The sequence below is a fragment of the Afipia broomeae ATCC 49717 genome (genome assembly GCF_000314675.2).
Taxonomy (GTDB): domain Bacteria; phylum Pseudomonadota; class Alphaproteobacteria; order Rhizobiales; family Xanthobacteraceae; genus Afipia; species Afipia broomeae.
On the sequence record NZ_KB375282.1, the window covers coordinates 2589575 to 2614896 of the forward strand.

At 60.1% G+C, this 25322-nt stretch carries 22 protein-coding genes; 2 read left to right on the plus strand and 20 right to left on the minus strand.

The window, feature by feature from the left end; all coding sequences use genetic code 11:
* Positions 1-42: 42 nt before the first annotated feature.
* From HMPREF9695_RS12070 to HMPREF9695_RS12085, 4 genes are all read right to left on the minus strand, one after another.
* Positions 43-417, minus strand: a complete 375-nt coding sequence (locus HMPREF9695_RS12070) for a hypothetical protein (RefSeq protein WP_006021141.1) — start codon at positions 415-417, stop codon at positions 43-45.
* Between the two features lie 183 nt (positions 418-600).
* Positions 601-1113, minus strand: a complete 513-nt coding sequence (gene lspA / locus HMPREF9695_RS12075) for a signal peptidase II (protein ID WP_245258751.1) — start codon at positions 1111-1113, stop codon at positions 601-603.
* Positions 1110-1838, minus strand: coding sequence for a cytochrome c biogenesis CcdA family protein (locus HMPREF9695_RS12080; protein WP_006021143.1), 729 nt, complete (start codon positions 1836-1838; stop codon positions 1110-1112). Before HMPREF9695_RS12080 ends, lspA begins: the two co-directional genes overlap by 4 nt.
* Positions 1839-1900: 62 nt before the next feature.
* The gene (locus tag HMPREF9695_RS12085) at positions 1901-4447 is read right to left on the minus strand and encodes a heavy metal translocating P-type ATPase (RefSeq protein WP_006021144.1); all 2547 of its coding nucleotides are present in this window, start codon (positions 4445-4447) and stop codon (positions 1901-1903) included.
* A gap of 65 nt (positions 4448-4512) precedes the next feature.
* Between HMPREF9695_RS12085 and HMPREF9695_RS12090 the strand changes: the two genes are divergently transcribed.
* Positions 4513-4977: a MerR family transcriptional regulator gene (locus HMPREF9695_RS12090; protein ID WP_006021145.1), complete on the plus strand. Its 465-nt coding sequence runs from the start codon at positions 4513-4515 to the stop codon at positions 4975-4977.
* 529 nt (positions 4978-5506) lie between these two features.
* Here HMPREF9695_RS12090 and HMPREF9695_RS12095 read toward each other — a convergent pair.
* The 6 genes from HMPREF9695_RS12095 to HMPREF9695_RS12120 all read right to left on the minus strand — a co-directional run bounded on the left by HMPREF9695_RS12095 (position 5507) and on the right by HMPREF9695_RS12120 (position 12620).
* Positions 5507-6148 (minus strand): NrsF family protein, encoded by a 642-nt coding sequence (locus HMPREF9695_RS12095; protein WP_006021147.1) that lies wholly within the window; start codon positions 6146-6148, stop codon positions 5507-5509.
* The gene (locus HMPREF9695_RS12100) at positions 6145-6702 is read right to left on the minus strand and encodes a sigma-70 family RNA polymerase sigma factor (protein WP_006021148.1); all 558 of its coding nucleotides are present in this window, start codon (positions 6700-6702) and stop codon (positions 6145-6147) included. The genes HMPREF9695_RS12095 and HMPREF9695_RS12100 overlap by 4 nt, the downstream gene beginning before the upstream one ends.
* A gap of 120 nt (positions 6703-6822) precedes the next feature.
* Positions 6823-7533 (minus strand): c-type cytochrome, encoded by a 711-nt coding sequence (locus tag HMPREF9695_RS12105; RefSeq protein WP_006021149.1) that lies wholly within the window; start codon positions 7531-7533, stop codon positions 6823-6825.
* A 73-nt stretch (positions 7534-7606) separates the two neighbouring features.
* Entirely contained in the window at positions 7607-10804 is a 3198-nt protein-coding gene (locus tag HMPREF9695_RS12110; protein WP_006021150.1) for an efflux RND transporter permease subunit, read from the minus strand.
* Positions 10801-12216 (minus strand): efflux RND transporter periplasmic adaptor subunit, encoded by a 1416-nt coding sequence (locus tag HMPREF9695_RS12115; protein ID WP_006021151.1) that lies wholly within the window; start codon positions 12214-12216, stop codon positions 10801-10803. Before HMPREF9695_RS12115 ends, HMPREF9695_RS12110 begins: the two co-directional genes overlap by 4 nt.
* Positions 12216-12620 (minus strand): FixH family protein, encoded by a 405-nt coding sequence (locus HMPREF9695_RS12120; RefSeq protein ID WP_006021152.1) that lies wholly within the window; start codon positions 12618-12620, stop codon positions 12216-12218. The genes HMPREF9695_RS12115 and HMPREF9695_RS12120 overlap by 1 nt, the downstream gene beginning before the upstream one ends.
* 305 nt (positions 12621-12925) lie before the next feature.
* On the opposite strand from HMPREF9695_RS12120, the gene HMPREF9695_RS26660 reads away from it, so the two are divergent.
* A complete protein-coding gene (locus tag HMPREF9695_RS26660; RefSeq protein ID WP_041711735.1) occupies positions 12926-13291 on the plus strand; it encodes a hypothetical protein in 366 nt (121 codons plus the stop codon).
* Here the strand turns inward: HMPREF9695_RS26660 and HMPREF9695_RS25765 are convergent.
* From HMPREF9695_RS25765 to HMPREF9695_RS12180, 10 genes are all read right to left on the minus strand, one after another.
* Complete coding sequence (locus HMPREF9695_RS25765; RefSeq protein WP_083875188.1) at positions 13184-13672, minus strand: DUF411 domain-containing protein; 489 nt, start codon at positions 13670-13672, stop codon at positions 13184-13186. The genes HMPREF9695_RS26660 and HMPREF9695_RS25765 overlap by 108 nt on opposite strands.
* 62 nt (positions 13673-13734) lie before the next feature.
* Positions 13735-14886 (minus strand): OpgC domain-containing protein, encoded by a 1152-nt coding sequence (locus HMPREF9695_RS12135; RefSeq protein ID WP_006021154.1) that lies wholly within the window; start codon positions 14884-14886, stop codon positions 13735-13737.
* 270 nt (positions 14887-15156) lie between these two features.
* On the minus strand, positions 15157-15456 hold the full coding sequence (locus tag HMPREF9695_RS12140) for a copper-binding protein (RefSeq protein ID WP_006021155.1): 300 nt from the start codon (positions 15454-15456) through the stop codon (positions 15157-15159).
* A gap of 61 nt (positions 15457-15517) precedes the next feature.
* Positions 15518-16009, minus strand: a complete 492-nt coding sequence (locus HMPREF9695_RS12145; protein WP_006021156.1) for a cupredoxin domain-containing protein — start codon at positions 16007-16009, stop codon at positions 15518-15520.
* A 12-nt stretch (positions 16010-16021) separates the two neighbouring features.
* A complete protein-coding gene (locus tag HMPREF9695_RS12150) occupies positions 16022-17407 on the minus strand; it encodes a multicopper oxidase family protein (protein WP_006021157.1) in 1386 nt (461 codons plus the stop codon).
* Between the two features lie 12 nt (positions 17408-17419).
* Complete coding sequence (locus HMPREF9695_RS12155; RefSeq protein ID WP_006021158.1) at positions 17420-18895, minus strand: TolC family protein; 1476 nt, start codon at positions 18893-18895, stop codon at positions 17420-17422.
* Positions 18896-18905: 10 nt separating this feature from the next.
* Complete coding sequence (locus tag HMPREF9695_RS12160; protein WP_006021159.1) at positions 18906-19193, minus strand: hypothetical protein; 288 nt, start codon at positions 19191-19193, stop codon at positions 18906-18908.
* An 870-nt stretch (positions 19194-20063) separates the two neighbouring features.
* Positions 20064-20477 carry a hypothetical protein gene (locus tag HMPREF9695_RS12170; protein ID WP_006021161.1) on the minus strand — a complete coding sequence of 138 codons (414 nt, stop codon included), beginning with the start codon at positions 20475-20477 and terminating at the stop codon, positions 20064-20066.
* Between the two features lie 10 nt (positions 20478-20487).
* A complete protein-coding gene (locus tag HMPREF9695_RS12175; protein ID WP_006021162.1) occupies positions 20488-22464 on the minus strand; it encodes a conjugal transfer protein TraG in 1977 nt (658 codons plus the stop codon).
* Between the two features lie 470 nt (positions 22465-22934).
* Complete coding sequence (locus tag HMPREF9695_RS12180; protein ID WP_006021163.1) at positions 22935-25004, minus strand: relaxase/mobilization nuclease and DUF3363 domain-containing protein; 2070 nt, start codon at positions 25002-25004, stop codon at positions 22935-22937.
* Between the last annotated feature and the right edge of the window lie 318 nt (positions 25005-25322).

Sequence of the window (25322 nt, forward strand, 5' to 3'; positions counted from 1 at the left end):
CGAAAAGACAGCGACGCGGCTCAGCCGCATGCGGCTCAACTCTTAGGTCAGATGTTTGGGCGGTGGCGTATCAAGTTCGAGATAATCTTCCAGCAGGAATGTCAGTGCTTCGAAGGACAACTCGACTGGCTTGGCCGAAGGCTCCACAATTTCGACGCGCGCGGGCATCACAAGCGGAGTGCAGCTATAACAATGCTCAACAACCGTGGGAGTGGCCTTCGAACCCTCGTCGGCCTTGTCAATTATGGCGCTTACCTCAAATGCAGCGCCGATGAAAAGCGATTCCCCTGCGCACGAAATCTCACCCGCAAATCCGACCACTAAATATGCGACGGCAAGAAACGCTATCAGCAGCCGATAATAAATCGGTGCAACAGACGCGCGTCGATGGTTGGTTCTTCGTCTCATCAGAGACATGAATATCAAACTTTGGAATGCAATACTATTATGGCCGGGCACTTCTTATTGAAATCCCGTTTTGCTGCGCCTGCGTTCTGCCGTAGCTTCTGGCGATCAGTTTTACCGATCTGGGTGTGGTTCGCACGTGATCCACGGCGCGCAATCATCAGCAGGCCCACATCATATCTGCCTCTAGCAAAACTATGCCGCCACGCGGCGTTGGTGAACAAAACTCTCCAGGATCAGCAATGCTGCGCCACAGACCACGCCAACATCGGCCATATTGAAGGCTGGCCAATGCCAACCCCAGAGGTGAAAATCGAGAAAATCAGTCACGGCTCCGTGGCGCAGGCGGTCAAGAACGTTGCCAAAAGCGCCACCAACGATAAGGGCAACGCCTGTGGCCACAAGACGGTTGTCCGTGCGGAACAGCCAAACAAGGAGGCTCGTCGCGATACTCCCCGACAAAAGCGCGAGCGTCCAAGGTGGCAACTCATGACCACCCCACAACCCGAAGCTGACGCCCCTGTTCCAGCCGAGCACTAGGTTAAAGAATGGCGCGATGCGGAGCGCCTCGGGCGGCTTCATGGCGTATTCGAGGATCCACCACTTCGTTGCTTGATCGATGAGGAGCCACGCCAACGCCAGACCCAGTCCAAAGAGTCTCAGTCCGTGCATCGGCGCATGCCTCGCAGCAATCGGTTCGGTTCTCATCCGATGGTCCCGAGCGCCGGAAACATCTCAAGCATAAAAATCGCGAACATTGTGAGATGCCCAGTGATCATGGCTATCCCCATCACAATCATAACGGCGCCGGCTGCGAGCTGTAGCGCGCGACCGGCTTGGCGGAAGGTGCGCAGCCTTTCTACAAACCCGCCCATGAAAAGGGCCGCTAGAATAAAGGGCAGCCCGAGCCCTAGCGAATATGCGACGAGGAGAGCAACTCCATTCAGATTGGACGACGACGTCGAGACGGCTAGAACTGCGCCAAGTACCGGACCGATGCAGGGCGTCCACCCAAAGGCGAAAGCCATTCCGAGAAAGTAGGCAGCGACCGGTCCGCTCCCGGGCGGATTTCCATGCCATCGCAACTCTCGCTGAAGCCATGGCAAGCGAAGAAGCCCTGCGGTGAACAGGCCGAAGATAATGACCAGTAACCCGCTGGCGAGATTGACCTCCCATCGGTAGGCGTTCAAGAGCATGCTCAGCGCGTTTGCGCCCAAGCCAAGCAACACGAACACCGTCGAAAAGCCGAGTACAAAACACAGGCTTAAGCCGAGGGTCCGCAATCGCGCTTTGCCAGCAGTGGAGCCGACAACCGACTGACCAGCAACGTAAGACACGTAACCTGGGACCAGTGGCAGGACGCAAGGCGAGAGGAACGACACAGCCCCGGCAGCGAAGGCGGTGGTAAGACCGATATTGGAAATCAAAGCCAAATGAGTTTCCTCGCGCGTACTAGCATCGATCCAGCTCGGATACGCGCCATTGGTCGGAACGACTAGGACGTCTGCGGCTGATCATGGGTGAGTAGACGCAGTCCGTTCAGCACGACGAGGAGCGATGCGCCTACATCGGCGGCGATGGCGCCCCAGAGCGACGCGAAACCCGCGACCGTCAAGCCCGTGAACAATAACTTCACCGCGAGTGAGAATCCGATATTTTGCCGAATGATCGCGAGCGTTGCTTTCGAGTGCTGGATCAACCAGGGAAGTTTCGAGAGATCGTCCGACATCAAAGCGACGTCTGCGGTCTCGATCGCCGCATCGGAGCCGATCGCCCCCATCGCAATACCGAGATCGGCGCGGGCCATTGCCGGCGCGTCGTTGACCCCATCGCCGATCATCGCGACGGCGCTACCCGCCTTGTGAAATTGTCCGACGAGCCGCTCAATGGCGGCGACCTTGTCTTCGGGAAGAAGCTCAGCCATAACCTCATCCACACCGGTTTCACGGGCAATCACTTCCGCCGTCGCGCGATTGTCGCCGGTGAGCATGACGACGCGTTCAACTCCAGCCGCGTGGAGCGCGGCCACGACTAGCTTCGCCTCCGGACGGACTGCATCTGCGATTGCTATCAAGCCCCACACGGAATTTTGGTCACCCACTGCGACGACGGTGCGGCCGGCACCCGCAATCCGATCTGCCGAAAGCGAGACGTCTGGCGCCGCCGCCGTCTTTGCACGCTCCTCCAAATAGCTCCGGGATCCAAGCCATGCCTCGCGACCGCCAATCCGGCCGATCACGCCCTTGCCGCGCACCGCCTGCACGGAATCCGCAGGGACAACATTGACGCCATGCTTTCTCGCTTCGTCGAGAACCGCACGAGCGAGAGGATGTTCGCTTCGCGCCTCCAGCGCGGCCGCGAACTCCAGCAACTGAGCTTCGGTGCGGTTGCCTAACGGGACGAGCTCGACAACCTTGGGCCGGCCCTCGGTCAAGGTGCCGGTCTTGTCCATGGCAATCGCCTTCAGCTTGGCCGGAGTTTCGAGGTGCACACCGCCCTTAATCAGCACACCCTGTTTAGCCGCGCCCGCAAGCGCTGCCACAATCGTCACTGGGGTAGAGATGACGAGCGCGCAGGGGCAAGCGATCACAAGCAGCACCAGCGCGCGATAGAACCACGGCTCCCAGGCCTCACCGAAAACGAGAGGCGGCACCAAGAATACCGCCAATGCGAGTACCATGACCGCAGGCGTATAAATTCGAGCGAACCGCTCGACCCATTGTTCACTGGGGGCTCGCCGACTCTGGGCTGTCCCGACCATCCGGATGATGCGAGCGAGGGTGGTATCTTGTGCGGCCTTGGTCGTTTGAATTTCAAGGGCGCCCTCACCATTGATCGTTCCAGCAAAAACTTCCTTGCCGGGCTCGACGGGCACAGGGACACTTTCTCCCGTGATTGGAGCTTGGTTCACCTCGCTTTCGCCGGCAAAGACCCGTCCGTCGAGTGGAATTTTGTCACCGGGACGCACGACGATGTGTGCGCCGACTTCAACCTGACCAGCCGGGACTTCTGTCTCGTTCCCATCAGAGCGACGAACACGAGCGACCGTCGGGGCCAGCTCCATAAGTGCCGCAACCGCCCGCCGCGCCCGCCCCAGACTCCATGCCTCGAGTGCCAAAGCCAGTGCGAAGAAGAATGAAACCGTCGCCGCCTCAAACCACTCGCCGATGCCAATCGCACCAGCCACTGCCACGACCATGAGCAAGTTCATGTCGGGTCGCAGGCGTCGAGCCGATAGGATGGCTTTGGGAGCCACGTAGCGAACGGCACAAAGGATCGAGAGAGCGTAGGCCGCAATGGCCGGCAAAGGTGTGCCGCCGGTCGTTTCGGATGCGCCGATGGCAGCGGCGATGCCGCCGCCGAGGGCCGCGTGTAGCCCTAGACCAGCCGCGGCAAGGATCCCGCTCGCAGTGGTGAGCAGAGTTTGCGTGCGACGGCGGCGCTCTTCGGCGATTGTGGCGTCTGAAGTCGCCCCTTCTTGCCACAGCTCGGCCGTCATACCCGTTCGAAGCACAGCCTTTTCGATCTGCTCGGCCGGCAACCTGTCCGCACGGCCTAGAACGGACATACGCCCATTCACGAGATCGAATGCGAGCTTGTCCTCGCCCCCGACAATCGGGCCAACCTCACGCTTGAGGGCAGCCACCTCGTCGCCGCAGTCCATTCCGTGGACCTTGAACACCACCTGCTCGGACACAACCACACGTTCAGGCAACGTTAGCGCATCACTCGCACAGCTCGTGCACGGCGTGTTCGCCGGGGTCTGACTTATCGCAGGCGTGTGGCTGTCATCGGACCACAGCTCCGCCACCATGCCGGTGGACGCGACCGCCTCCCTGATCGACTCTGATGAGACGAAGGATTGCGATGCCACATCCATTCGACCAGCTTTGGTATCGAAAGAGAGTCGTTCTTCACCGCCTACCAACGGACCCACCGCAGCCTTGAGAGCCCGAACCTCATTTTGGCAATCAAGGCCTTTGACCTTGAAACGGGAGACCTGCGCTTGATCCTGCTGGTCTCGGTCCACCTGTGCCGGCATCGTGTCACCTCGATTTTTTCGACGTGACAGTTATATAGACCCTGTAGTCACTAGAGGGTCAAGCGATGCAGCGGACAGAAAAGCTCAGGATCGGCGATCTCGCGCGGGCCACCAATACGAAGGTTGAGACGATCCGCTATTACGAACTTATCGGCCTCCTACCGGCCCCGTTTCGTACGAGCGGCAATTTTCGGGCGTATGCACCCGAACACCTAGGTCGGCTCAGTTTCATTCGGCGGGCCCGCGATCTCGGCTTCACCCTCGACCAGGTTCGTACACTCCTTGGTCTATCGGACCAGAAACGTCACTCCTGCGAAGCGGTCGATGTGATCGCACGCGAGCATCTGGCCGACGTCGACCGTAAGATCGAGGATTTGAAGGCGTTGAGAGCTGAACTCGACAGCATTATCAACCAATGCGGTCGCGGCACGATCGCCGATTGCCGCATCATTGAGGCACTCGCACCAACTCATCGTGCCCGGAGCGATTCACCAAGAGCTGCTTCGGGCCCGTCGGGCGCGGTTCAATAGCCTCCAATTCACAAACAAGGCGACCAAACCGACTCCCGATCCAGTTAAGAATTGAATCAGAACTGGGAACGATGAGCATGATCGCACATGCATAGAATCAAGATGTTGCGCGACTTGAACGGCACGCATCATTTTGCTCGTGCGGGTATCACTGGAACTTCGGTCCGCCGTGATAGCGGGGACCATTTCCACCCTCGTTAGCCATTGGCACGACCTGGAAACGTGGCGTCATTCTGGTGGATGCGAACGCACTCAGCGGTTCGCGCTGTGCGGTGCCAGTTACACTACGTACGGTAGGCCTCGCTTCATTTGGCCAGTAGCTCTTGTCCGTGATTGTCGAGCCTGCGTGGGCCGTTGCAGCTACTGCCACCAGCGGCAACGAGAGTGCGATCTTGAGAAGGTGTTTCGTTAACATTGTCCGGCTCCATTGTTGGAAGCGCGTGAAGTGCGCTTCTAAGAATGAGTTCGGAGCCAATCGTCTGCCGGTTACAGGCTCACGCTGACGTGAAGCTGCCTGCACAAAGGTCCTTTACCAGCGCAATAGGCGCGGTCCCAGTGCTGCGCCTGCTAACGTGCACAGCGCAATCGTGCCGCCGTACCAGACCGCAACAAACGGCAATGAATCATCGGTACAATGAAGCGCGTAAGCCATTGCACTCACGCCACCAGAAATGAGGCCGGCGATGGCACCTGTGCGGGCCAGGTCCGTGGGGGCGGCCTTTCGCACGGCCCAAATGGTAATGGCAAATGGCACGATTGCGATAATCGGAATAGAGAGAAGGCATTCAAGCCATTGATCCCCGACGATCATTGCATCCCAATGCGAGCGCGGCGCGAATCCGAGGCTGATTGCGGCAAGCAACACAATCACGATGAACGGCATTGCAACCATCATCGGAGGAGTTTTTTGCTCCCCGCCTGGGCGCGCCAACCTTGTGAGATAGATCAACGCCACGCCGACGATCACAACCGTGAACACAAGCTTCAGCAACAAGAACGTGAAGGCGCGGGTTGTCATCAGATCTGGCCGGATGCCCGGCCCGATCAGGATGATGCCGAGCGCGAACACAGACGCGGCCGCAACGGCAATGCAAACCGTCCGCACGACCAGCCGGCGATCGACCGGCTCGACGCTCGTACTCAGCATGGCAACCAGGTCGTCTGTCTTCATGTTCCGGCTTCCCGGGCAATCAAGGCAGCCAGTGCCTTGAGCCCACGGTGAATGTTCACTTTCACGGCCGATTCCGAGATGCCGCATCGGTCTGCCGCTTCAGCTATGCTCTGTCCGTCCAGTTTTACAGCCTCGATGGAGCATCGCATGCTTTTCGGCAGCCGCTCCATGAGCCGCCTGACGTCATATGTACTCTCGGCACCGACATTGTCGTCATGCGCCATGATGTGGTCAGCCTCGTCGATCGGTACATCAGCAAGCGACGTGCGGGTCCGGCGTAGGAAATCGACCAGCTTGTAGCGCGCGATGGCATGGACCCAAGGCGTCAAAGGTTCAGCGGGATCGTAGGTATGCCGCTTGAAGTGGATCGCCAATACGGCCTCCTGAACCAGGTCTTCCGCCTCTGCTGCGCCCCTCCCGATCCTCGCAAGCTTACCCTTGTAGTACGCGCGCAAACGGCGACTCAATTGCTCGAGCAGCGCGCGATGCGAGGCCGCGTCGCCATCCAGGCTGGCAAGCATCAGTGCCTTGAGTTCGATTTCGTGGGTCGTCATGCTTGCATTATCTCTATGAGTTCGCTGATCCGGCCCATTTGGTTACAGTCGGCGGTGCTATAGATCGAAAAATCGTTGACCTGTTGTCCTACCGTCGTGGATTGATGGGCTTGGCGCCGATCAACATTGCGGTGAGATGGTTCCGCTGATTTCTTCGGGTGCCGCGAAGATCACGTCGGCCCGGTCTCCCATCATGCCCGCTGCCACGATCGCCGGAGCGCCTTTCTGTGGTCCATCTTCGCTTACGTCGGTCTTGAACCTCAGATTTCGCTCCCAGAAATCGCGCGTCTTCCCGTCCGCGGTCGTCACCCGGTAGGTATCCCGGCAATGCGTGATCGTCTGGACCCGTTCGTCAGGCCCGATCTTTTTGAGGTTTGGGACTGGGCTGCCCCCCATCATGCCCATCATCCCGCCCATTTGGTTGCCGCGTTGCGCAGCCGATGGCGGAGCGTGACCGGGCTGGGTCGCTTCCTTGAGAAACGCCAGAAGATCGCCGCGCCGTCCCGCTTCCTTTACGCCGGGGAACGACATCGTGTTGCCAGGAATGAGGTGTTGCGGATCCCGAAGCCACTCGTTGAGCGTGGTGTCGTTCCAGGTAATTCCTGACGACTTCAGGGCCGGCGAATAGCGGTTGAAGCTCGGCAGCGTGCCGGCTTTTCGGTTCCAAAGACCGGCGAGACTCGGCCCCGTCATGTTTCGATCAGCTTCCAGCGAGTGGCATGGCGCGCAGGCCTGGAAATCGCGCTGGCCTCGCGCTCCATCGCTTTGCTGTGCGAGTGCGGGTGGCAAAAATGCGATTGTCACAAGCGCCGTTATCATGGACTTGTTCATTGCTGACCTCCCCTATTGCCGGAGCGGAGATGTTTGATGAGTACCGCTGCTGACAACATCATCATGGTTCACCTCACTCGGCTGGCTCCGAAACAAGTCGCGTGTCTTCCTTGACCGGCTCGATGGTCGGCGATGGAAGATGACCGTTTCCACGATCATTGGCCGGCAGACGGAAGCCTTTGATCAATCCGTAGATCGCCGGAATCACGATCAGCGTCAGCAGCGTTGACGAAATCATCCCGCCGATCATCGGCACCGCGATGCGCTGCATGATCTCTGAGCCGGTACCAGTGCTCCACATGATCGGCAGCAGCCCCGCCATAATGGCCACGACGGTCATCATTTTCGGGCGCACGCGCTCCACGGCACCTTCCATGATGGCGTCGTAGAGATCACCGCGCGTCAGCATGCGGCCTTCGACATCGCATTCGGTCTCGACCTCCGCCAACGCTTGATTGAGGTAGATCAGCATCACCACGCCGGTCTCTGCGGCGACCCCGGCCAGCGCGATAAAACCGACCGCGACGGCTACCGACAGATTGAAGCCCAGCGCCCACATCAGCCAGATGCCGCCGACCAGCGCGAACGGCAGCGACAGCATGACGATCATGGTCTCGGTGATGGAACGGAAGTTGAGGTACAGCAGCAGAAAGATGATCAGCAGCGTCACCGGCACCACGATCTTCAGGCGCGCTGTTGCGCGCTCGAGGTATTCGTACTGGCCGCTCCAGACCACATAGTATCCCGCCGGAAACTGAATGCTGGCCTGCACCGCTTGCTGCGCGTCGGCAACATAGCCGCCGAGATCGCGGTCGCGGATGTCGACGTAGATATAGGTGGCCAACTGCCCGTTCTCGGTGCGGATCGATGTCGGCCCTCGCGCCGGTTCGATCTTAGCGACTTCCCCAAGCGGTACTGCACCTCCGGCCGGCATCGGAACCAGGACGTCGTTGGCGATGGCCTGTGGATTCTCCCGCAGGTCCCGAGGGTAGCGCATGTTGACACTGAAGCGTTGGCGACCTTCAACTGTGGTGGTCACCGTCTGGCCACCGAGGGCGGTCGCAATCACATCCTGAACGTCCTGGACCATGATGCCGTAGCGCGCCAACGCCTCACGGTTTGGCGTCACGTCGAGATAGTACCCGCCGATGCCCCGCTCGGCGTAGGCCGACGACGTGCCGGGCACGGCTTTCAGAACCTGCTCGATCTGCTTCGCCAGTTTGTCAATCACGACCAGATCGGTCCCGATCACCTTGACGCCGATCGGCGTTCGGATGCCGGTCGACAACATGTCGATGCGCGCCTTGATCGGCATGGTCCAGGCATTCGAGACACCAGGAAACTGCAGGGACTTGTCCATCTCTGCGATCAGGCCATCAATCGTCACGCCCGGCCGCCATTGCTCCTTGGGTTTCAGATTGACAACAGTCTCGAACATCTCGGACGGGGCCGGGTCGGTTGCAGTTGCTGCGCGGCCAGCCTTGCCGTAGACCGACGCCACCTCCGGAAACGACCGGATAATCCTGTCCTGCATCTGCAACAGTTCACCCGCTTTGGTCACCGAAATTCCCGGCAGCGTGGTGGGCATGTAGAGCAGCGTGCCTTCGTTGAGGTTGGGCATGAATTCGGTGCCGAGCTGACGCGCCGGCCAGATCGTCACCGCAAGCACGGCGAGCGACAGCAGGATGACAACGGTCTTGGCGCGCATCACGGCCTTGATCACCGGCCGGTAGATCCAGATCAGGAATCGGTTGATCGGGTTCTTGTGCTCAGGAACGATTCTGCCGCGCACGAAAATGATCATCAGCGCCGGCACCAGCGTCACCGACAGCAACGCCGCCGCCGCCATCGCAAAAGTCTTGGTGAAAGCCAGCGGGCTGAACATCCGGCCTTCCTGCGATTCCAGAGTGAAGATCGGCATGAACGACACGGTGATGATCAGCAGGCTAAAGAACAGCGCCGGCCCGACCTCGGACGCCGCCTTTATCAGGATGTCGACTCTTGACCGTCCGGGTTCAGCTCGCTCCAGATGTTTGTGCGCATTTTCGATCATGACGATCGCTGCGTCGACCATGGCGCCGATCGCAATCGCGATGCCGCCCAGACTCATGATATTGGACCCCAGTCCCAGCAGCTTCATTGCGCCAAAGGCCATCAGCACCCCAACCGGCAGCATGATGATGGCGACGAGCGCGCTGCGGACGTGCAGCAAGAACACGATGCAGACGAACGCAACGACGATGCTTTCCTCCAGCAACGTATGCTTGAGCGTGGCGATGGCCGCATTGATCAGGTTGGAGCGGTCATAGACCGGGACGATCTCGACGGATTTCGGCAGGCTGCTCGCGATCTCCTTGAAGCGTTTCTTGACGTTATCGATAACGTCGAGCGCATTGACCCCGAACCGCTGCAGCACGATGCCGCTGGCAACTTCTCCCTCCCCGTTGAGCTCGGTAATGCCGCGACGTTCGTCCGGGCCGAGTTCGACCCGGGCGACATCCCGCAGCAATACGGGGGTCCCGTTGTTGGTCTTCAGCACGATGTTGCCGAGATCGTTGATGCTCTTCAGATAGCCCTTGCCGCGGATGACGTATTCGAACTCCGAGAGTTCGACGGTGCGGCCGCCGACGTCGGCGTTGCTGGCACGGATCGCATCGCGCATCTTCTGCATGGTGATGCCGAGATCGCGCATGCGCTGCGGATCGAGGATGACGTTGTACTGCTTGACGAAGCCACCGACACTCGCGACTTCAGCCACGCCTTCGGCCTTCGCCAGCGCGAATTTCAGATTCCAATCCTGGATTGTGCGTGTGTCGGCCAGGTTCAATTCCTTCGACACCACCGCGTATTGATAGACCCATCCCACGCCCGTGGCGTCGGGACCGATCGTCGGGCTTACACCGGCGGGCAACCGCGAAGCCGCGCCGTTGAGGAATTCGAGCACGCGCGAACGAGCCCAGTAGATATCGGTGCCGTCCTCGAAGATGACGTAAACGAACGACACCCCGAAGAAGGAAAAGCCGCGCACGACCTTGGATCGGGGCACGGTCAGCATCGCAGTTGTCAGCGGATACGTGACCTGGTCTTCGATCACCTGCGGCGCCTGGCCAGGATACTCGGTATAAACGATCACCTGGGTGTCCGAGAGATCCGGAATGGCATCGAGCGGCAGATGGACCAGTGCGTAGATGCCGGCGGCAGCGGCGAAGCCGGTGCCGAACAGGACCAGCAGTAGGTTACGAGCCGACCAATTGATGACGCGGGCGATCATTGCTGGCCTCCCGCGTCCGAAAACCCTTTGAGCGCAGCCTTCAGATTGCTTTCCGCATCGATCAGGAAGTTGGCCGAGACGACGACCGGCTCCCCCTCCGCGAGGCCCTGTCGGATCTCGACATAGCCGTCGCCGCGATGACCGAGTTTCACCTCGCGGGGTTCAAATCGCCCCTGCCCTTTCTCGACGAAGACCGCCTGACGGCTGCCAGTATCAAGAACGGCACTCTCGGGCACGGCAAGTACCGGCTGCGAGCTGCCGATACCGACATTCGCATCGACATACATGTCGGGAAGCAGCGCGCCATCCGGATTGGACAATTCGATCCGCACCCGGGTGGTTCGTGTTTCCCGATTCACTTGCGGGTAGATGACACTGATCTTCCCGGCGAATTCGCGGCCAGGAAAGCTGCGCGCCTTCACGGTTACCGGCTGTCCAACCGAAATCGTGCCGAGACTGCGCTCCGCGACATCGACCATCGCCCACACCACGGACGTATCCGCAACCCGGAACAACACGTCCCCGGGCTGCGCGCGCATACCTTCAATGGCGTTACGTTCGAGCACAATGCCGTCGCGCGGCGCCGACCAGTCGATGGTGATCGGAACAGTGCCGCTCTTCTCCATAGCTGTAATTGCTGTGTCGGGGACGTCGAGGTTCATCAGCCGCTGCCGCGAGCCGCGACCATACACGGCGACGCCGCTCGTCCCCTTCGACGTGATGGTGGCTATGTATTCGGCGGCCGCCGATGCCACGGATGGACTGTAAATTTCCATCAGCGGCTGGCCTTTACTGACTTTGCTGCCGGTGGTGACGTTCGCGACTTTCTGTACCCAGCTTTCGGCTCGCATCGAAATGACGGAGATGCGGCGCTCGTCGAGCTGGATCGTGCCTGGCGCACGAATGAGGGTTCGAATGACGCGCGATGTTGCGGGTTCGGAGCTGACGCCGGTACGCTGGATCTTCCCTGGCGAAAGCTTCACCGATCCATCGTCGCTGTCGTCACCGTCATAGACCGGGATGTAATCCATCCCCATCGAATCCTTTTTCGGCGTCGGCGAGGTGTCCGGCAGTCCCATCGGATTGCGGTAATACTTGATCTTGCGCTCCGCCGCTGTCGCTGATGCGCTCTCAATCACTGGCGCTTCGTCGAAACTGACATCAGCAGCCGCAGGTACGGCCGTGTAGTCACGTCCATCCGGCGCCTTCTTTGGTGTTGGCGAGTAAAACGGTCTGCCGTCGGGATCCTTGTAGTAGATCGTTGCGCCATTCGTTTGCGCGGCCGCAGATGCCAGAGCCGCCGGGCTTGCCCCTTCGGCTGGCTGATGTTGACCGCGGCCGGTGATGAATCCGCCACCCGCCGCCGCGATCAATGCGGCGGCAGCAGCAATAGCCAGGCTGACCGTTCTCATCACTGCGCCGTGATGACGAGTTTGCTTTCGACGGTGCCGGTCTCGCCCTGTACTTTGGCCCCGAGCGAAAGTTGCCATCGGCCCGCCATGCCGAACGTGGCCTTGAAGCGGTAAGTGCCAGGCTCGGCGCTAGGAGCCGAAGCGACCTTGGTGGCCATTTCCTGCATGCCGTCGGGCGCCATGTCGAGACGCGTTGCGAAGATCACCGCATCAGGCACCGCCTTACCGGTGGTCTTGTTGACGAGCCGGACCGTAATGGTTTTGTCCGGACCGGCCTTAACGGTCTGGTCGACGAGCTGGAACTCATAGTCTTTGATGTCGGCGCGTGCGGCCGTGACTGTGCCACTGATAGCAATGCCGATGAGCGCCCCCCGGAGGGCGCGCGGTAGATTGAACTTCTTCATTTCAAAATCCTCGAATGATCATGATTGCCGCAAGGCGGCATGCGTCGATCCGCGCGACCGAGTCGCGCGGCAACACGGCGCCGAGGCGCCGATCAGATCAGGTTCGAGGGGGTTGGTCGGGAGGAGGACGATCGAAGCCGTCGGCGATCCTATCGTCGAAGGCCGAAAATAACTTGCGCGTTTGCAGAGGTGTCACGACTCCAACTGCCATAGGAGGTTCCGCCTGGGCAACGTTCAACGTACACATCGCGCGGAGCGGACAATCCTTACAATCGTTGCTCTTCTGTGTATCCGGACAGCAAGGCATGTCGGCGGACATCGTCGACATATCACTCATCTCTGCCGCCGACAGCAGTTTTGCCGCCGCCGGCGTGGTCAGCGGCGAAACAATGAGCCCTACAATCGCAAAGACCGCGAGCAACCGGCTGATGAGTCGGCAAAAATCCATAGTCCAACCTCACATAGGATCGTGGACTTGTGAAGATGGATCACATCACAAATTCGCCACCACAATGGGCCGGGAACGAGCGAGCGACGACGTTAACCTAATTAAGGGAACCGCCTTAACCAGCGATATCCCCGCCCAGGAAGCGCATAAATGTTTGACGGCCAGAGGTCCCGAAAAGAACGACCTCATACCTTTCGGGCGCGCCGCCTTCCATTCCGGGTGATCCGACGGGCATTCCGGGAACCGACAATCCGACGGCGTTGGGACGCTTTTCTAGCAGTTGTCGTACAGCGGCTGCAGGGACATGACCTTCGAGGACATATCCGCTGACTTCGGCAGTATGACAAGCGGCCAGGTCGGGTGGTACGCCGAGACGCGTCCGGACCACGTGAAGGTTTGTCGTTTCATCGACTTTAACCGCGAAGCCTGCCTCCTTGAGATGGCGAACCCAGCCCGAGCAGCACCCACAATTTGGGTCCTTGTGAACCAAGACCGCAGCCCCGTCGGCGGCGACAGCGCCACGCGGAAAAGCCAGCAATGCCGCTGTTAGTCCTAAAGCACATCGTCGCGTGAAAAGGCGTGGAGATATGCTTGAGTTATCCATGTCGCGATCCGTTTCCGTTATTGTTGAGAGTAATCCAAACACTGCCTGCGCCAAACGAACTTCTATGTGACCGATTCCGACACCGACCTGGCTTGGGGTTGCTTATCCAGGTCTTTCAACCAAGATCGGTAATAGGCAACGGCCGTCATCAGCCCGATTCCCGAGCCGCTCACGATGAGCTGGGCGATGAAAGAGTCCGAAATCAGCTCGAGTAAGAAATGGCCCACGAACGAAAGAAACACTCCGACGCAGAATACTTCGAGCGAACGCTGGCCGCAGACTATTAGCGGCCGAAGCCAGCGCGACTTCAAGCCGGCCCAGCCAAGAGGAAGAAATCGCACGACCAGCACTGCCAAAGCAACAAAATGCAAAACCCGGTACGGTGCGAGATTGGTCTTGTCGTTGGGATTGAATGCGCTCAACAACCATTTGGGGATCAGCTCACCCAGTGGTTCAAAATAGCCTGCGACGGTCATGAGCAGCGCAAATATCAAATACCCAGCGCAGATCGATACGGCCGCCGAGGATCGGATAATCATCCGCGCCCGTGACGCTCCACCGAGAGCGCACCAAGCGCCAAACATGAAGAGGAATTGCCACGTATACGGATTGAAATACCAGACGCCCGACGGATACGCGGGAAGATTCCAGCCAAACTGCCGTGCGGCGAAATAGAGGACGAGCGATCCGGCGATCGCAAGGTCTGGTTGCCGAAGTGTCAACCATAGCACCGGCGGAAACATTGCCATCAGGACAATATAGAGCGGTAGAACATCGAGATTCAGGGGCTTGAATTTTAGCAACAGCCCCTGCGTCAAATTGATGATCGGATGATCGATCAACCCTGCGACGTTGAACTCGTCCAGGAGATGCGAATGATTGTAGGTTTGAGCAACCCAGCCAATCGCAGCGATATAGAAGACGAACAGCAGCACGTGCGCGACGTACAGTTGCCAAACGCGCTTGAATAGAAGGGCGGTTCCTGCAATGAAGCCTCGCTTGAGCATGCTCTTTGCGTAGACGAACGCAGCCGTGTACCCCGAGATGAATACGAAGAGGTCCGCTGCGTCGCTGAAGCCGTAATTCCTCGTCGTCAGCCAAGCGACCGCGTTGTTCGGAATGTGGTCGAGAAAGATTGCCCAATTCGCGATACCGCGGAAAAGGTCGAGACGAAGATCTCGCCCTTTGGCAGGAAGGATAGCACGCACTGTCATGAAAACTCTGGGTATGGTTTCGAAAGGGACGTTTCTGTTCTGTGGCCATCGAAGTCCCGGATGAAGCCTCGGCTTAAAGAGGAACGCGGAGCAACCATCGATCGAGTAGTTGGCCGGTTGCTCTCCAGCGCGGCAGCTCTCCGCGCATTGTGTGCGGAGCCCGCCTGTAGAGCGAAGAATACTGTTCGCTCTACAGGATAGGCGCCCGCCAACCCGATTAGATTGCGATCGTGCTCGACAATTTGAATCGATCGCAACCGTTCCGATCTCTTACTTGGATTTTTGAAGAGTGGTCACGGTGATCTGACCATTGACCCGGTCGGCATCGAACTTAACCTTATCACCGACCTTGACGGTCTTCAGCACCGCAGGATCCTGGACCCGGAACACCATCGTCATCCCTTCGTCCATATCGAGCTTCTTGATGGGGCCGTGCTTCAAGGTGATTTTACCGGCAGACTCATCGATTTTCACGACCGAGCCCTCAACGGGGGCTGTTTGAGCCGACGCAGTGAAGCTCATCAATCCGATCGAGAGTACGGCGGCGACGGCCAGAAGTTGTTTACGCATGTGTTTTCCTTTCAGTTGATCAACCTTCGGAATGAAGGCTCTACGCTCCCCAGCGATTCAATTACTTAACGATCACCGTGCCGAGCATGCCGGACTCGCGATGTCCGGGAATCAGGCACGCAAATTCGAACTGACCTGGCTTGCTGAACTTCCAGACAAGCTCGCTACCCTCCTTCGGGTCGATCCGTTTGGCGTTCGGATCATCGTGCTCCATGTCGGGATTCTTCTTCATCACTTCGGCATGCTTGAGATTATCCTCGGTGCTCGCCAACACGAACTCATGTTCAAGATCGCCGTTGTTCTTCAGTACGAACTTGATTTGCTCATTGGTGCGAACCTCGACGCGGTCGGGGATGAACAGCATCTTTCCGTCCGACTCTCGCATGACGACCTGCACGATCCGGGCGGGCTTTTTCGGATCACCCGGCTCGCCCGCCGAGTAGCCCGCGTCGTGGCCATGGCTATGACCTGGCTCACCCGAGCCTGCGTTGGCTGAAATCGTTGCAGTACCCATCAGTGCAAATGCGGCCGCATAGACTCTAAGTTTGCTCATTTGGTTCTCCTGTTAGTGGTTGTTCATGTGGCCGCCCTTAGGCTTCACCACGTTGACTTCGACGCTTGGTTTGCTCGACGAAGGTGCTTCTGCTTTCCGCGCGGGAGCCGCAGACGGATTGTCGACTTCATAGGCCACCGTTCCGGCCGGATTCTTGTAAGGACCTGGATCCTTGTAATCGCCGGATGCGATCCCATCGCGCACCTTCACCGTCGTGAACATGCCGCCCATCTCGATGGGCCCGAACTGGCCGAAGCCGGTCATCATCGGAATCGTGTTGTCCGGCAGCGGCATTTCCATCTCACCCATGTCCGCCATGCCGGCGCTACCCATCGCCATGTAATCAGGCGCGAGCTTGCGGATGGGTTTGACGAGATCGCGGCTTCGGGCGCCGATAAAGTTCCGGATATTGTGCCCCATGGCGTTCATCGTGTGATGCGACTTGTGGCAATGCAGCGCCCAGTCGCCTTCCGCATCGGCGACGAACTCGTAAGCGCGCATGGCGCCGACCGGAATGTCGATGGTGACTTCGGGCCAACGCGCTTCCGGCCTGACCCATCCGCCATCCGTGCAAGTCACCTCAAAATCGTAACCATGCATGTGAATCGGATGATTGGTCATGGTCAGATTGCCGACGCGAACCCGCACGCGATCGTTCTTGCGCACGACCAGCGGATCGATCCCGGGGAAGACCCGCGTGTTGAAGGTCCACATGTTGAAGTCGGTCATCTCCGAGACCTTCGGGAGATAGGTCCCCGGATCGATGTCGTAGGTACTGAGCAGAAACACGAAGTCACGATCCACCCGCATGAACGCCGGGTCCTTGGGGTGAATGACGAAGAACCCCATCATGCCCATCGCCATCTGCACCATCTCATCGGCGTGCGGGTGGTACATGAAGGTGCCGCTCTTCTTCAGCACGAACTCGTACACGAAGGTCTTACCCGGCTTGATGTGCGGTTGGGTCAGACCGCCGACGCCGTCCATGCCGTTCGGCAGCAGCATTCCGTGCCAGTGAACGGTCGTGTGTTCTGGCAGTTTGTTGGTGACGAAAATGCGGACCTTATCGCCCTCGACAGCTTCGATCGTCGGTCCGGGTGACTGACCGTTGTATCCCCACAAATGCGCTTTCATGCCGGGGGCCATCTCGCGCACCACAGGTTCGGCGACGAGATGGAATTCCTTCCAGTCGCCGTTCATCCGCCAGGGCAACGTCCAGCCGTTCAGCGTCACGACCGGCTGATAGTCCTGCCCGGTCGTCGGGTGCAACGGCGGCTGCATCGTATTTGTGGTGGTGACCGCCGCTTCCGGAATACTCGCGGCCTGCAGCCGCCCGCTGACGGCCGTTGCACTAGCAAGGACCGCGGCACTTCCGAGCAAATCTCTTCGCGAAATCATGTCAGTGCTCCTTCAATCGCCCGCCGCGCCGGAAGCGCTGGCAGTTGCCAGCGCGATCCCGGCCCGACCGGATGAGCCGCCGCCGACGACGGCTGTGGTGAGGTTGGTGCTGGCGAGCCAGAATTCGCGCCGTGCCGCGATCGCCGCCGTGTTCACGGTGATACGTTGCCGCACTTCGAGGAGCAGATCGAAAACGTCGATCAGCATCCCGTTGTAGCGAAGCTGACTTTCATCAACGACGATCTTCCGTAACGGCAGAACTTCCCGCGTGTAGTGGTTCGCGATGTCATAGGTCGACCGGTAGCTTCGATAGGCATCGCGCGCCTCCGAACGGACATTGACAGCCCGTTGCAGCAACCGATTAACGGACCCCATGTAAGTCGCTTCGGCTTCGCGCACGCGCACTTCGCCGAAATCAAAGATCGGAATTTCAAACGCGACATCAAAGCCGCGATCTTTGGTACGCTGGCCTGTTGCCTTATCCTTGGTGATTTTATCGGCGTAGCCGGCGTCCAGGACATTGATGAAGCGAGTCGCCTGGGTGAGCCCGTACGCCTTGGCGATCGCGTCAACCTCCATCCGTGAAATTTGCAGATCGACGCGGCGCCGAACGGCTTCGACCTCGATGTTGGCGAGCGCCTGGACGCGCTTCGGCAGCGGTGGCAGCGCGTTGGGAAGCTTGAAATCCAGATCGCTTCCCCACACGCCCATCGCGCGAATCAGAGCTTCGCGAGCGGACGTCGCGGCCGAATATGCGGTTGCGCGTTGCACGGCCAATTCGGCGGAAAACGCCTGTTCGCGTGCCTGATCGAGTTTGTTCATGGCGCCGGTTTCGCCGAGCCTCGTTGCAAGCTTGGCCGAGGTTTCGGCCGCGCCTTGCGCCTGGGTCAGGAATTCGGTGAGCTCGCGTGCGGCAACCGCCTGATAGTAGGCGCGGCGTGTGTCGGCCGCGATACGCAGCGTCTCCCAGACCACGCGCAATTGCGCCTGCCGGAACTTTTCCGCTGCGATCTCGGATCTGGCGGGCAAGGTCGCCAGTGCCAGCACGCTCACGATGATCTGGCGGTCGATCTCCACTTCCGCCGAGCCTGCGATGCGCGACAGCGAAATCGACGGATTCGGCGGCAGGCTCTCCCCGACCATGACCGCTTCTGCGAATGCGAGATCGTTGAACGCCGCCTGCAATCCGCGATTGTTCAGCAAGGCGATCTGCACCGCGGTATCCGCCGTCAGACTGCGCGCTAGGAGTTTGTCAACAACCGCGCGCGATGATGCCGCATCATCTGCCGTCTTCAGCGCGACGACGTCCTTGTTCATCTCCTGACGTGCGACGTCCGATACGAAGCTCATGCCGCCGTCAGGAGAGAATTGTGCGCAGCCGGATGTGAGAGCGGCCGCTCCGGCAACCAGAATCAATCGCAGCCGAACACTCAAGAGCGGTATTGTCAGTGGAGCGAGCGCTGCTTGGGAAGCTCTGAAAATATCCATGATGCCGCTCCTACTGGTTCGGCTTGGGCGCGGAGCGCTGGTTCTGCTCGACCCAAGACCCGGGCGAGACCGGACGCATGCTGGTGTAGGAACCGAGCCGCGATCGATAGACAGCGCCCGAGACCTTGGCGTTCGGATCTGTCGGGTCGGCTCCGACCAGCGGAACGCCGGGCGGTATACATCCCCCAAGCGCGACGGCGATGACTGCCATCCCCGTAAGAACGCTGAATTTCCTTTGAAAGAATCCGATCGCTACCGAATGAACGGCGGCGGACTTCGCCCCAAACTGCGCAAGCATGACATTTTCCTGAACTGCCGATGAACCATAGGCCCGCGTGCCCTCACGGGCGCGGCACCACGTCATTCAAGTCAGGTCAGGAAATGGGGGGACGATAGTGTCGAGGGGGAGCTCTGTCGGCAACGTCCCGATAGTTCTCGGACGCACAGACAGACGTCGGCATCAAGGGTTTGACAATGTCCATAACCGTGGTCGGCAATGCGCTCAAGCACACCATCCCACAACATTGCGCACCCGAAACCTTATGATGATCACTTGCAGGGGCTGGCGTTTCGTCAGCGACGGATATCGCGCTGTCGAAGTTCTTAGACTTGTTGAAATGAGCCTCGCCGCCAGGATGTTCGTGCACATGGCCGTCCCTATGGACGTGCTGCGAAGCGCCCTCGCTATGTTCATGCACGTGCACAATGCCCAGACCGTGATTTTCTTCAGTAAGACATGGCGCCGCCCGCGACCCATCGGAAAACGCAAAGGAAATGCCCGGCGCCAGCACGCAAAGCAGATAGACCAAGGCGGCAAACCACCCGGCCCTCAGTCGCTTCGCTTTGCTCAATCGTACGAACATCCAGCTCTTCAATTCCGATATTAAGACACGCCGCAAGATTTGGAACTTAAGGGGAAACGGCTTCTCCGCCAAGTGCAAACATGTCTCATTTAAGAAAGTTCTATCGCGAACTTTCACCAGCCAGCAGCGTGAGCCGCCGCTCGCTCAATTTGGAGAGCACGGCGGCCCTTCCAAGCTCACACAGCAGCAATGCCATCGTCCAAGGCAACGCTCCGCCGAATGGTCGGCGGAGAACTCTGCCCCACCGGCCATGTCAAATTTGAGACAGGCTGGCTAGACTGGCTTTTCCTCTTCAGTGTCCTCCACTAACTTCGATCGAACTTGACGTCATCGGGTATCTCCCGCAGCAGCGTCTGTCCCTTGTTGAGACGCTCCGCCAGTGCCTCGACGAACGTCTGGAACCGCTCGCGTCCCTTCGCGTCTGCGCCACCATTCACATCGGCGGGCAAGGACGGCGTCGCCGTCAACCAGAGACGGATGAAGAGTCCCAGCGTCTCGGTTCCAATCGCAGTGTCACGCTCCAGGCGCTGCACCTGCCGCGACAGACGGTCAAGCCGGCGCGACAACGCAGCTTCGGCCCGATCGGCGCCGTCCGGAGACAGGAAACTCGTGATCGCCGCATCGGCGATGGACGACCGGGAGATACCCTTGCGATCCGAGTGATCGATCAATAGTCGCAAGGCTTCCGGCGACAAATGCATACTCGTTCGGACTTTCATCGCCATCGCCTCACAGCGTGATCCCATCGTCCGGGTCCATAGCGGCCTGCCGTGCAACGCTGCGCATCCTGTGACGGATGGTGGCAGACCGAATGCCAGCCTCGCTCGATTGATCGTCGACAATGGCAACCGTTGGCGTTGGGTCCATCCCTTCCGGCACAATCGCTTCGTGTTTTGATAACGCGGGCTCACGACGGATTCCGCCGTTGGCATTATCGTTGGCGCGTTGCAACCTCTCCTCCTGTGGTACAGATGGGGGAATTGGCCGCGCCATCCAGTCATCCCCATTCTCTTGTGCTCGCGTGCTTGCCCCCACACAGGGGGGCGGCCGAACACGATCGGTGAGACGGCGATCCTCGAAATAGCGGACCTTCTTCGCACGGATCGGCGACGTCCCTGAAACCAGCACGACTTCGTCGAAGGGCGGCAATTGCATCACCTCACCGGCGGTCAGAAGCGGACGCGCTGTCTCCTGACGCGACACCATCAGGTGGCCGAGCCATGGCGACAGGCGATGACCGGCATAATTTTTCATGGCGCGGAGTTCAGTCGCGACACCCAGTGCATCCGAGACCCGTTTGGCGGTCCGCTCATCATTGGTTGCGAACGCGACACGAACATGGCAATTGTCGAGAATTGAATTATTCTGGCCGTAGGCCTTCTCAATCTGGTTGAGTGATTGCGCAATCAGAAAGCTCTTGAGGCCGTAGCCTGCCATGAAGGCCAATGCCGACTCGAAGAAATCCAGCCGTCCGAGCGCCGGAAATTCATCGAGCATGAGCAACAGTCGCCGGCGTTTTGCCTTAGCTTGGAGATCTTCTGTGAGACGCCGGCCGATCTGGTTGAGAACAAGACGAATGAGCGGCTTGGTTCGCGAAATATCCGATGGTGGGACCACCAGATAGAGTGTCGCCGGCGTCGCTCCCTCGACGAGGTCTCCAATGCGCCAGTCGCATCGCGCCGTCACCTTTGCAACCACCGGGTCGCGATAGAGGCCGAGGAATGACATCGCGGTCGAGAGCACACCGGATCGTTCGTTCTCGCTTTTGTTCAACAGTTCACGAGCCGCCGAGGCGACAACGGGATGCGGGCGATCGCCGAGATGTTGCATCGTCATCATGGCTCGCAGTGTGGCTTCGATGGTCCGCTTGGGGTCGGACAGAAAATTGGCTACGCCGGCGAGCGTTTTCTCCGGCTCGGCGTAGAGCACATGGAGGATGGCGCCGACCAGCAAGGCGTGGCTGGTCTTTTCCCAATGGTTGCGCCGCTCCAGCGCGCCCTCGGGATCGACCAGGATGTCGGCGATGTTCTGGACGTCGCGCACTTCGCTGTCGCCGCGGCGCACCTCGAGCAGCGGATTGTAAGCAGAGGAGTCGGGATTGGTGGGATCGAACAACAGCACGCGGCCGAACGAGGCGCGCCAGCCCGCGGTCAACTGCCAGTTCTCACCCTTGATGTCGTGGACGATGCAACTGCCCGGCCATGTCAACAACGTCGGGACGACGAGACCGACACCCTTGCCGCTGCGGGTTGGCGCAAAACAGAGCACGTGCTCCGGTCCGGCATGACGCAGATACTGATGATTGATCTTGCCGAGCACGACACCGTCGGGGCTCAACAGGCCGGCCGCGCTGATCTCCTTGATGGTCGCCCAGCGCGCTGAACCATAGGTCTGCGCTTCTTTCGCCTCACGGGCGCGCCATACCGACATGACAATGGCGACCGCGACTGAGATGAAGCCACCGGAAGCAGCAATTAACGCGCCTTCGACGAAGATCCCGGGCGCATAGGCGTCATAAGAGAACCACCACCAGAAGAATGCCGGCGGCGGGTAAAGCGGCAAACCGCCGATCTGGCTCCATGGCGCGCCGAGTTGAACCTGATAGGCGAGACGCCAGGCGGTCCACTGCGTCGCGCCCCAGGTTGTCGTGAGCACGATCAGTGTCACGATCAGAATCTGGCCCCAAAGGATTTTCGTCGCGGGCACCGGCTTGCTCCTGACGGAACGGTCAGCCGTCAAGGAAACCGTCGGCGCATCACAAGGCAAGATGCGCGAAACGCCGATCGTAGGATCGGCGGATTTGGCGTGCAAAAACTGGCGAAGAACTTCTTATGGGATGACGGCACTCTTACAGCGGCATCCGCCCGATGCTGGTCGCCGCATTCACGGCGAGCGCTGCGCGCTTTCCGAAAGATATTTGTCCGGAGTGCCAAGGTCCAATTGTCGCGCACGTTCGGTGCGCTCGGCTGCGCGGAAGCTCAACTCCCGTTCCATCGCGCGCGTAAGCTCCCGCTTAACGTCGTCCATACGACGATCGTGTGATGGGTGGGGTCGGCGCGAAGCTATCGTCATATTCCGCTGCTCCGTCATCTTCCTTTCATGACGTTAGCATTGCGGGGGCGGTCACGAAACCTTGGCAACGGTATTATGGTAAGGTGTGCTGGGCTGACCGACCGTCACAGGCCCAATCCGCGCTGCCTCCCAAAGCTCCAATCGATGCCACCGCCCTCGCGCGCCACGCCAGTGATGTGCTGGCCGATGCGCCGGTCGAGAACAGGCTGCCATGGCACGAGGCTGAAGCCGAGGCCGTTGTCACCGCTGGAGGTCGCGATCATGGCGAAGCGACCACTGGCGAGATCGGTCTTGCCGATCAGTGTGCCACTGACGTGCTCGCCGGTCCCGGTCGATTGATAGGTCCGCCCACGCGCGGCTGCCAACTGCGCGCCGACGCGGGCGACTTCCTGTCGCTCCAGGCGGGTAACGAGATCGCGCGGCGCGCGGATGCCGCCGTCTGGCGCGCGCCAAGCGTGACCCTGTTCGAGCAGTGTGTCTTTGCGTTGCTCCAGCGCCTGCCGGACGTGCTGGCCGAATCCCGTGTCGGTCAGCGGCGTGCGCTGGCGTGAAGCCAGTTCGCGGTCGAGCCAGGTCGCGCCGTCGCTGGCGATTTGTTGTTCCAGATCGAGGGTGGCGAGGATACGGACTACGGCCTGCGCACCGCGGCGTGCGTCATATTCGGCGGCGCGTGACACCAAGTCTTCGGGAATACGCCAATGGTCGGCGTCGATGCGCTCGACGATGCCGGCGCGGCGCAGCGCTTCCAGCCGCCGGACATGACTGCGGACATAGCTATCGGAGTCACCACCGGGAATACGAACCGCGCCACTTTCGACGAGTGCGCGATGTGTGCTCGGGCGGTAGACGTCGCTGTTTCCGGCCACCTCCGCGATATTGCGGTCGGAGGAGCGCGGACCGGAGGACATCCCGCCGATCTGGACGATGCTTCCCACGGCTGGAGGCTCACTGTCCGCGGCATCCGGTAGGGCGACATGATGGACGCGGCCATCGACGCCATCGATGACAAGACCGATGCGCTCGCCCAGTTCATCGTCGAGCCGCTTGCCGATCACCTGACCGACGACGGGCTCCGGCATAGTCGCGCCATGTAGAACATAGCTGCCGAGTGCGCGCTCCTCGCCCCGGTCCGCAAGCGAGCGATTGATCGCCTTGATGATGTCGCCGCGCTCACCCAATTCGCGCAGCGTCGGCTCCAGCCTCTCGGAGAACGACCAAACCCCTGGTTCGGTCTGCGTCGCCAGTCCGTACCGCTCCAGATTCTTCAGCCGCCCGATGAACAGCGTCTCGTCGAGGTCGGCGCGGAGCTGGCCAGCGTCCGGCCGCAGATCGAGCCGTCGTGACGGCACCTCCTCGACCAGGATACGGTCGAGCCGGGTGAACCGTTCGGCCGTCATCTCGGCCTCCAGCTTCCCGCGCAATTCCAGATCGGTCTCGGGGCCGAGCTCTAGTGTCACCCGTTCCTGGGCGCGGATGCGCAGGCCATCGGTGATGTAGTCCTGGGCAATGATCAGATCCTTGCCGAGATCGTCCTTGCCGCGGATCACCACATGGCCGTGCGGATGGCCGGTGTTGAAATGGTCGATCGCGACCCAGTCGAGCTTCGTGCCGAGGTCTTCCTCCATCCGTCGCATCACGTCGCGGGTGAAGCCGCGCAGATCCTGCAGACGGTCAGCATCCTCGGGGGCAACGATGAACCGGAACTGGTGGCGGTCGTCGCGGCCACGCTCGAGGAAATCGCGGCCGTCGGCGGCGTCGGTGTCCGGCCCGTACAGCGTTCCGCGCGCACCATCACGCGTGGTGCCATCGCGCTGGAGATAGCGCAGGTGTGCATCCGCCCGTTTGCTTCCCGCGTTGAGCTTGACGATCCGCGCCTTCACGATCACGCGGCGCAGACGCTGGCCTGGCCCGCGCCCTTCGACCGACCGCTTCAGTCGGTCGGCCGCGGCTTGCCCGCGGCCGATTCGCGAGCACTTCCCCTTCCGGGGCCGCACTGCGCCCGGTCCGCGACGGCGGCGGTTCGAGAATTGCGCCGGCGTCAGTGCGGCGCCATTGGCCTTCGCGGATGCCTTCAGCACCTGGTCGATGAAAGAGCGCGGGCGTCCGCCGGCGCGGGTGCCGCGATTGCCGATACGGCCGGTGCGGATGCGGAAGTCGGAAGGCTCGTCGCTCATGCCGACAAGAATGCGGACACGGCAGCACGGCGCAAGACAGTTCAAACGACCGTCGTAACGGCGCGCGCAAATACAGGAGATCGGCGGCGCGGCAACCGGCGCGTCTATCGCGGTGACAGCATCGAGATCGGACGCTCCCTAAACAGACAATATGGAGCGGCACCGCTCCGATCGTTGAGATCACTCATCAAACTGATGAAGCACACATCGCTGCCGTCTCGCAGCCGCTCGCTACGTCGCGCTAACCAATGTGCAGACAACGCTTTTTTGCAAACGGGCACCGAAGGGCACCGTTTGCTTTAATCTTGCCGTCCTCCG

Coding starts and splice junctions, on each gene's coding strand:
- HMPREF9695_RS12160 (WP_006021159.1), bottom strand. CDS start 19,193: ATGCTTGCGCAGTTTGGGGCGAAGTCCGCCGCCGTTCATTCGGTAGCG.
- HMPREF9695_RS12135 (WP_006021154.1), bottom strand. CDS start 14,886: ATGACAGTGCGTGCTATCCTTCCTGCCAAAGGGCGAGATCTTCGTCTC.
- HMPREF9695_RS12115 (WP_006021151.1), bottom strand. CDS start 12,216: ATGAGAACGGTCAGCCTGGCTATTGCTGCTGCCGCCGCATTGATCGCG.
- HMPREF9695_RS12105 (WP_006021149.1), bottom strand. CDS start 7,533: ATGAACAAGTCCATGATAACGGCGCTTGTGACAATCGCATTTTTGCCA.
- HMPREF9695_RS12145 (WP_006021156.1), bottom strand. CDS start 16,009: ATGAGCAAACTTAGAGTCTATGCGGCCGCATTTGCACTGATGGGTACT.
- HMPREF9695_RS26660 (WP_041711735.1), top strand. CDS start 12,926: ATGTCGGCGGACATCGTCGACATATCACTCATCTCTGCCGCCGACAGC.
- HMPREF9695_RS12110 (WP_006021150.1), bottom strand. CDS start 10,804: ATGATCGCCCGCGTCATCAATTGGTCGGCTCGTAACCTACTGCTGGTC.
- HMPREF9695_RS12150 (WP_006021157.1), bottom strand. CDS start 17,407: ATGATTTCGCGAAGAGATTTGCTCGGAAGTGCCGCGGTCCTTGCTAGT.
- HMPREF9695_RS12100 (WP_006021148.1), bottom strand. CDS start 6,702: ATGACGACCCACGAAATCGAACTCAAGGCACTGATGCTTGCCAGCCTG.
- lspA (WP_245258751.1), bottom strand. CDS start 1,113: ATGAGAACCGAACCGATTGCTGCGAGGCATGCGCCGATGCACGGACTG.
- HMPREF9695_RS12140 (WP_006021155.1), bottom strand. CDS start 15,456: ATGCGTAAACAACTTCTGGCCGTCGCCGCCGTACTCTCGATCGGATTG.
- HMPREF9695_RS12070 (WP_006021141.1), bottom strand. CDS start 417: ATGTCTCTGATGAGACGAAGAACCAACCATCGACGCGCGTCTGTTGCA.
- HMPREF9695_RS25765 (WP_083875188.1), bottom strand. CDS start 13,672: ATGGATAACTCAAGCATATCTCCACGCCTTTTCACGCGACGATGTGCT.
- HMPREF9695_RS12180 (WP_006021163.1), bottom strand. CDS start 25,004: ATGAGCGACGAGCCTTCCGACTTCCGCATCCGCACCGGCCGTATCGGC.
- HMPREF9695_RS12085 (WP_006021144.1), bottom strand. CDS start 4,447: ATGCCGGCACAGGTGGACCGAGACCAGCAGGATCAAGCGCAGGTCTCC.
- HMPREF9695_RS12090 (WP_006021145.1), top strand. CDS start 4,513: ATGCAGCGGACAGAAAAGCTCAGGATCGGCGATCTCGCGCGGGCCACC.
- HMPREF9695_RS12120 (WP_006021152.1), bottom strand. CDS start 12,620: ATGAAGAAGTTCAATCTACCGCGCGCCCTCCGGGGGGCGCTCATCGGC.
- HMPREF9695_RS12095 (WP_006021147.1), bottom strand. CDS start 6,148: ATGAAGACAGACGACCTGGTTGCCATGCTGAGTACGAGCGTCGAGCCG.
- HMPREF9695_RS12155 (WP_006021158.1), bottom strand. CDS start 18,895: ATGGATATTTTCAGAGCTTCCCAAGCAGCGCTCGCTCCACTGACAATA.
- HMPREF9695_RS12170 (WP_006021161.1), bottom strand. CDS start 20,477: ATGAAAGTCCGAACGAGTATGCATTTGTCGCCGGAAGCCTTGCGACTA.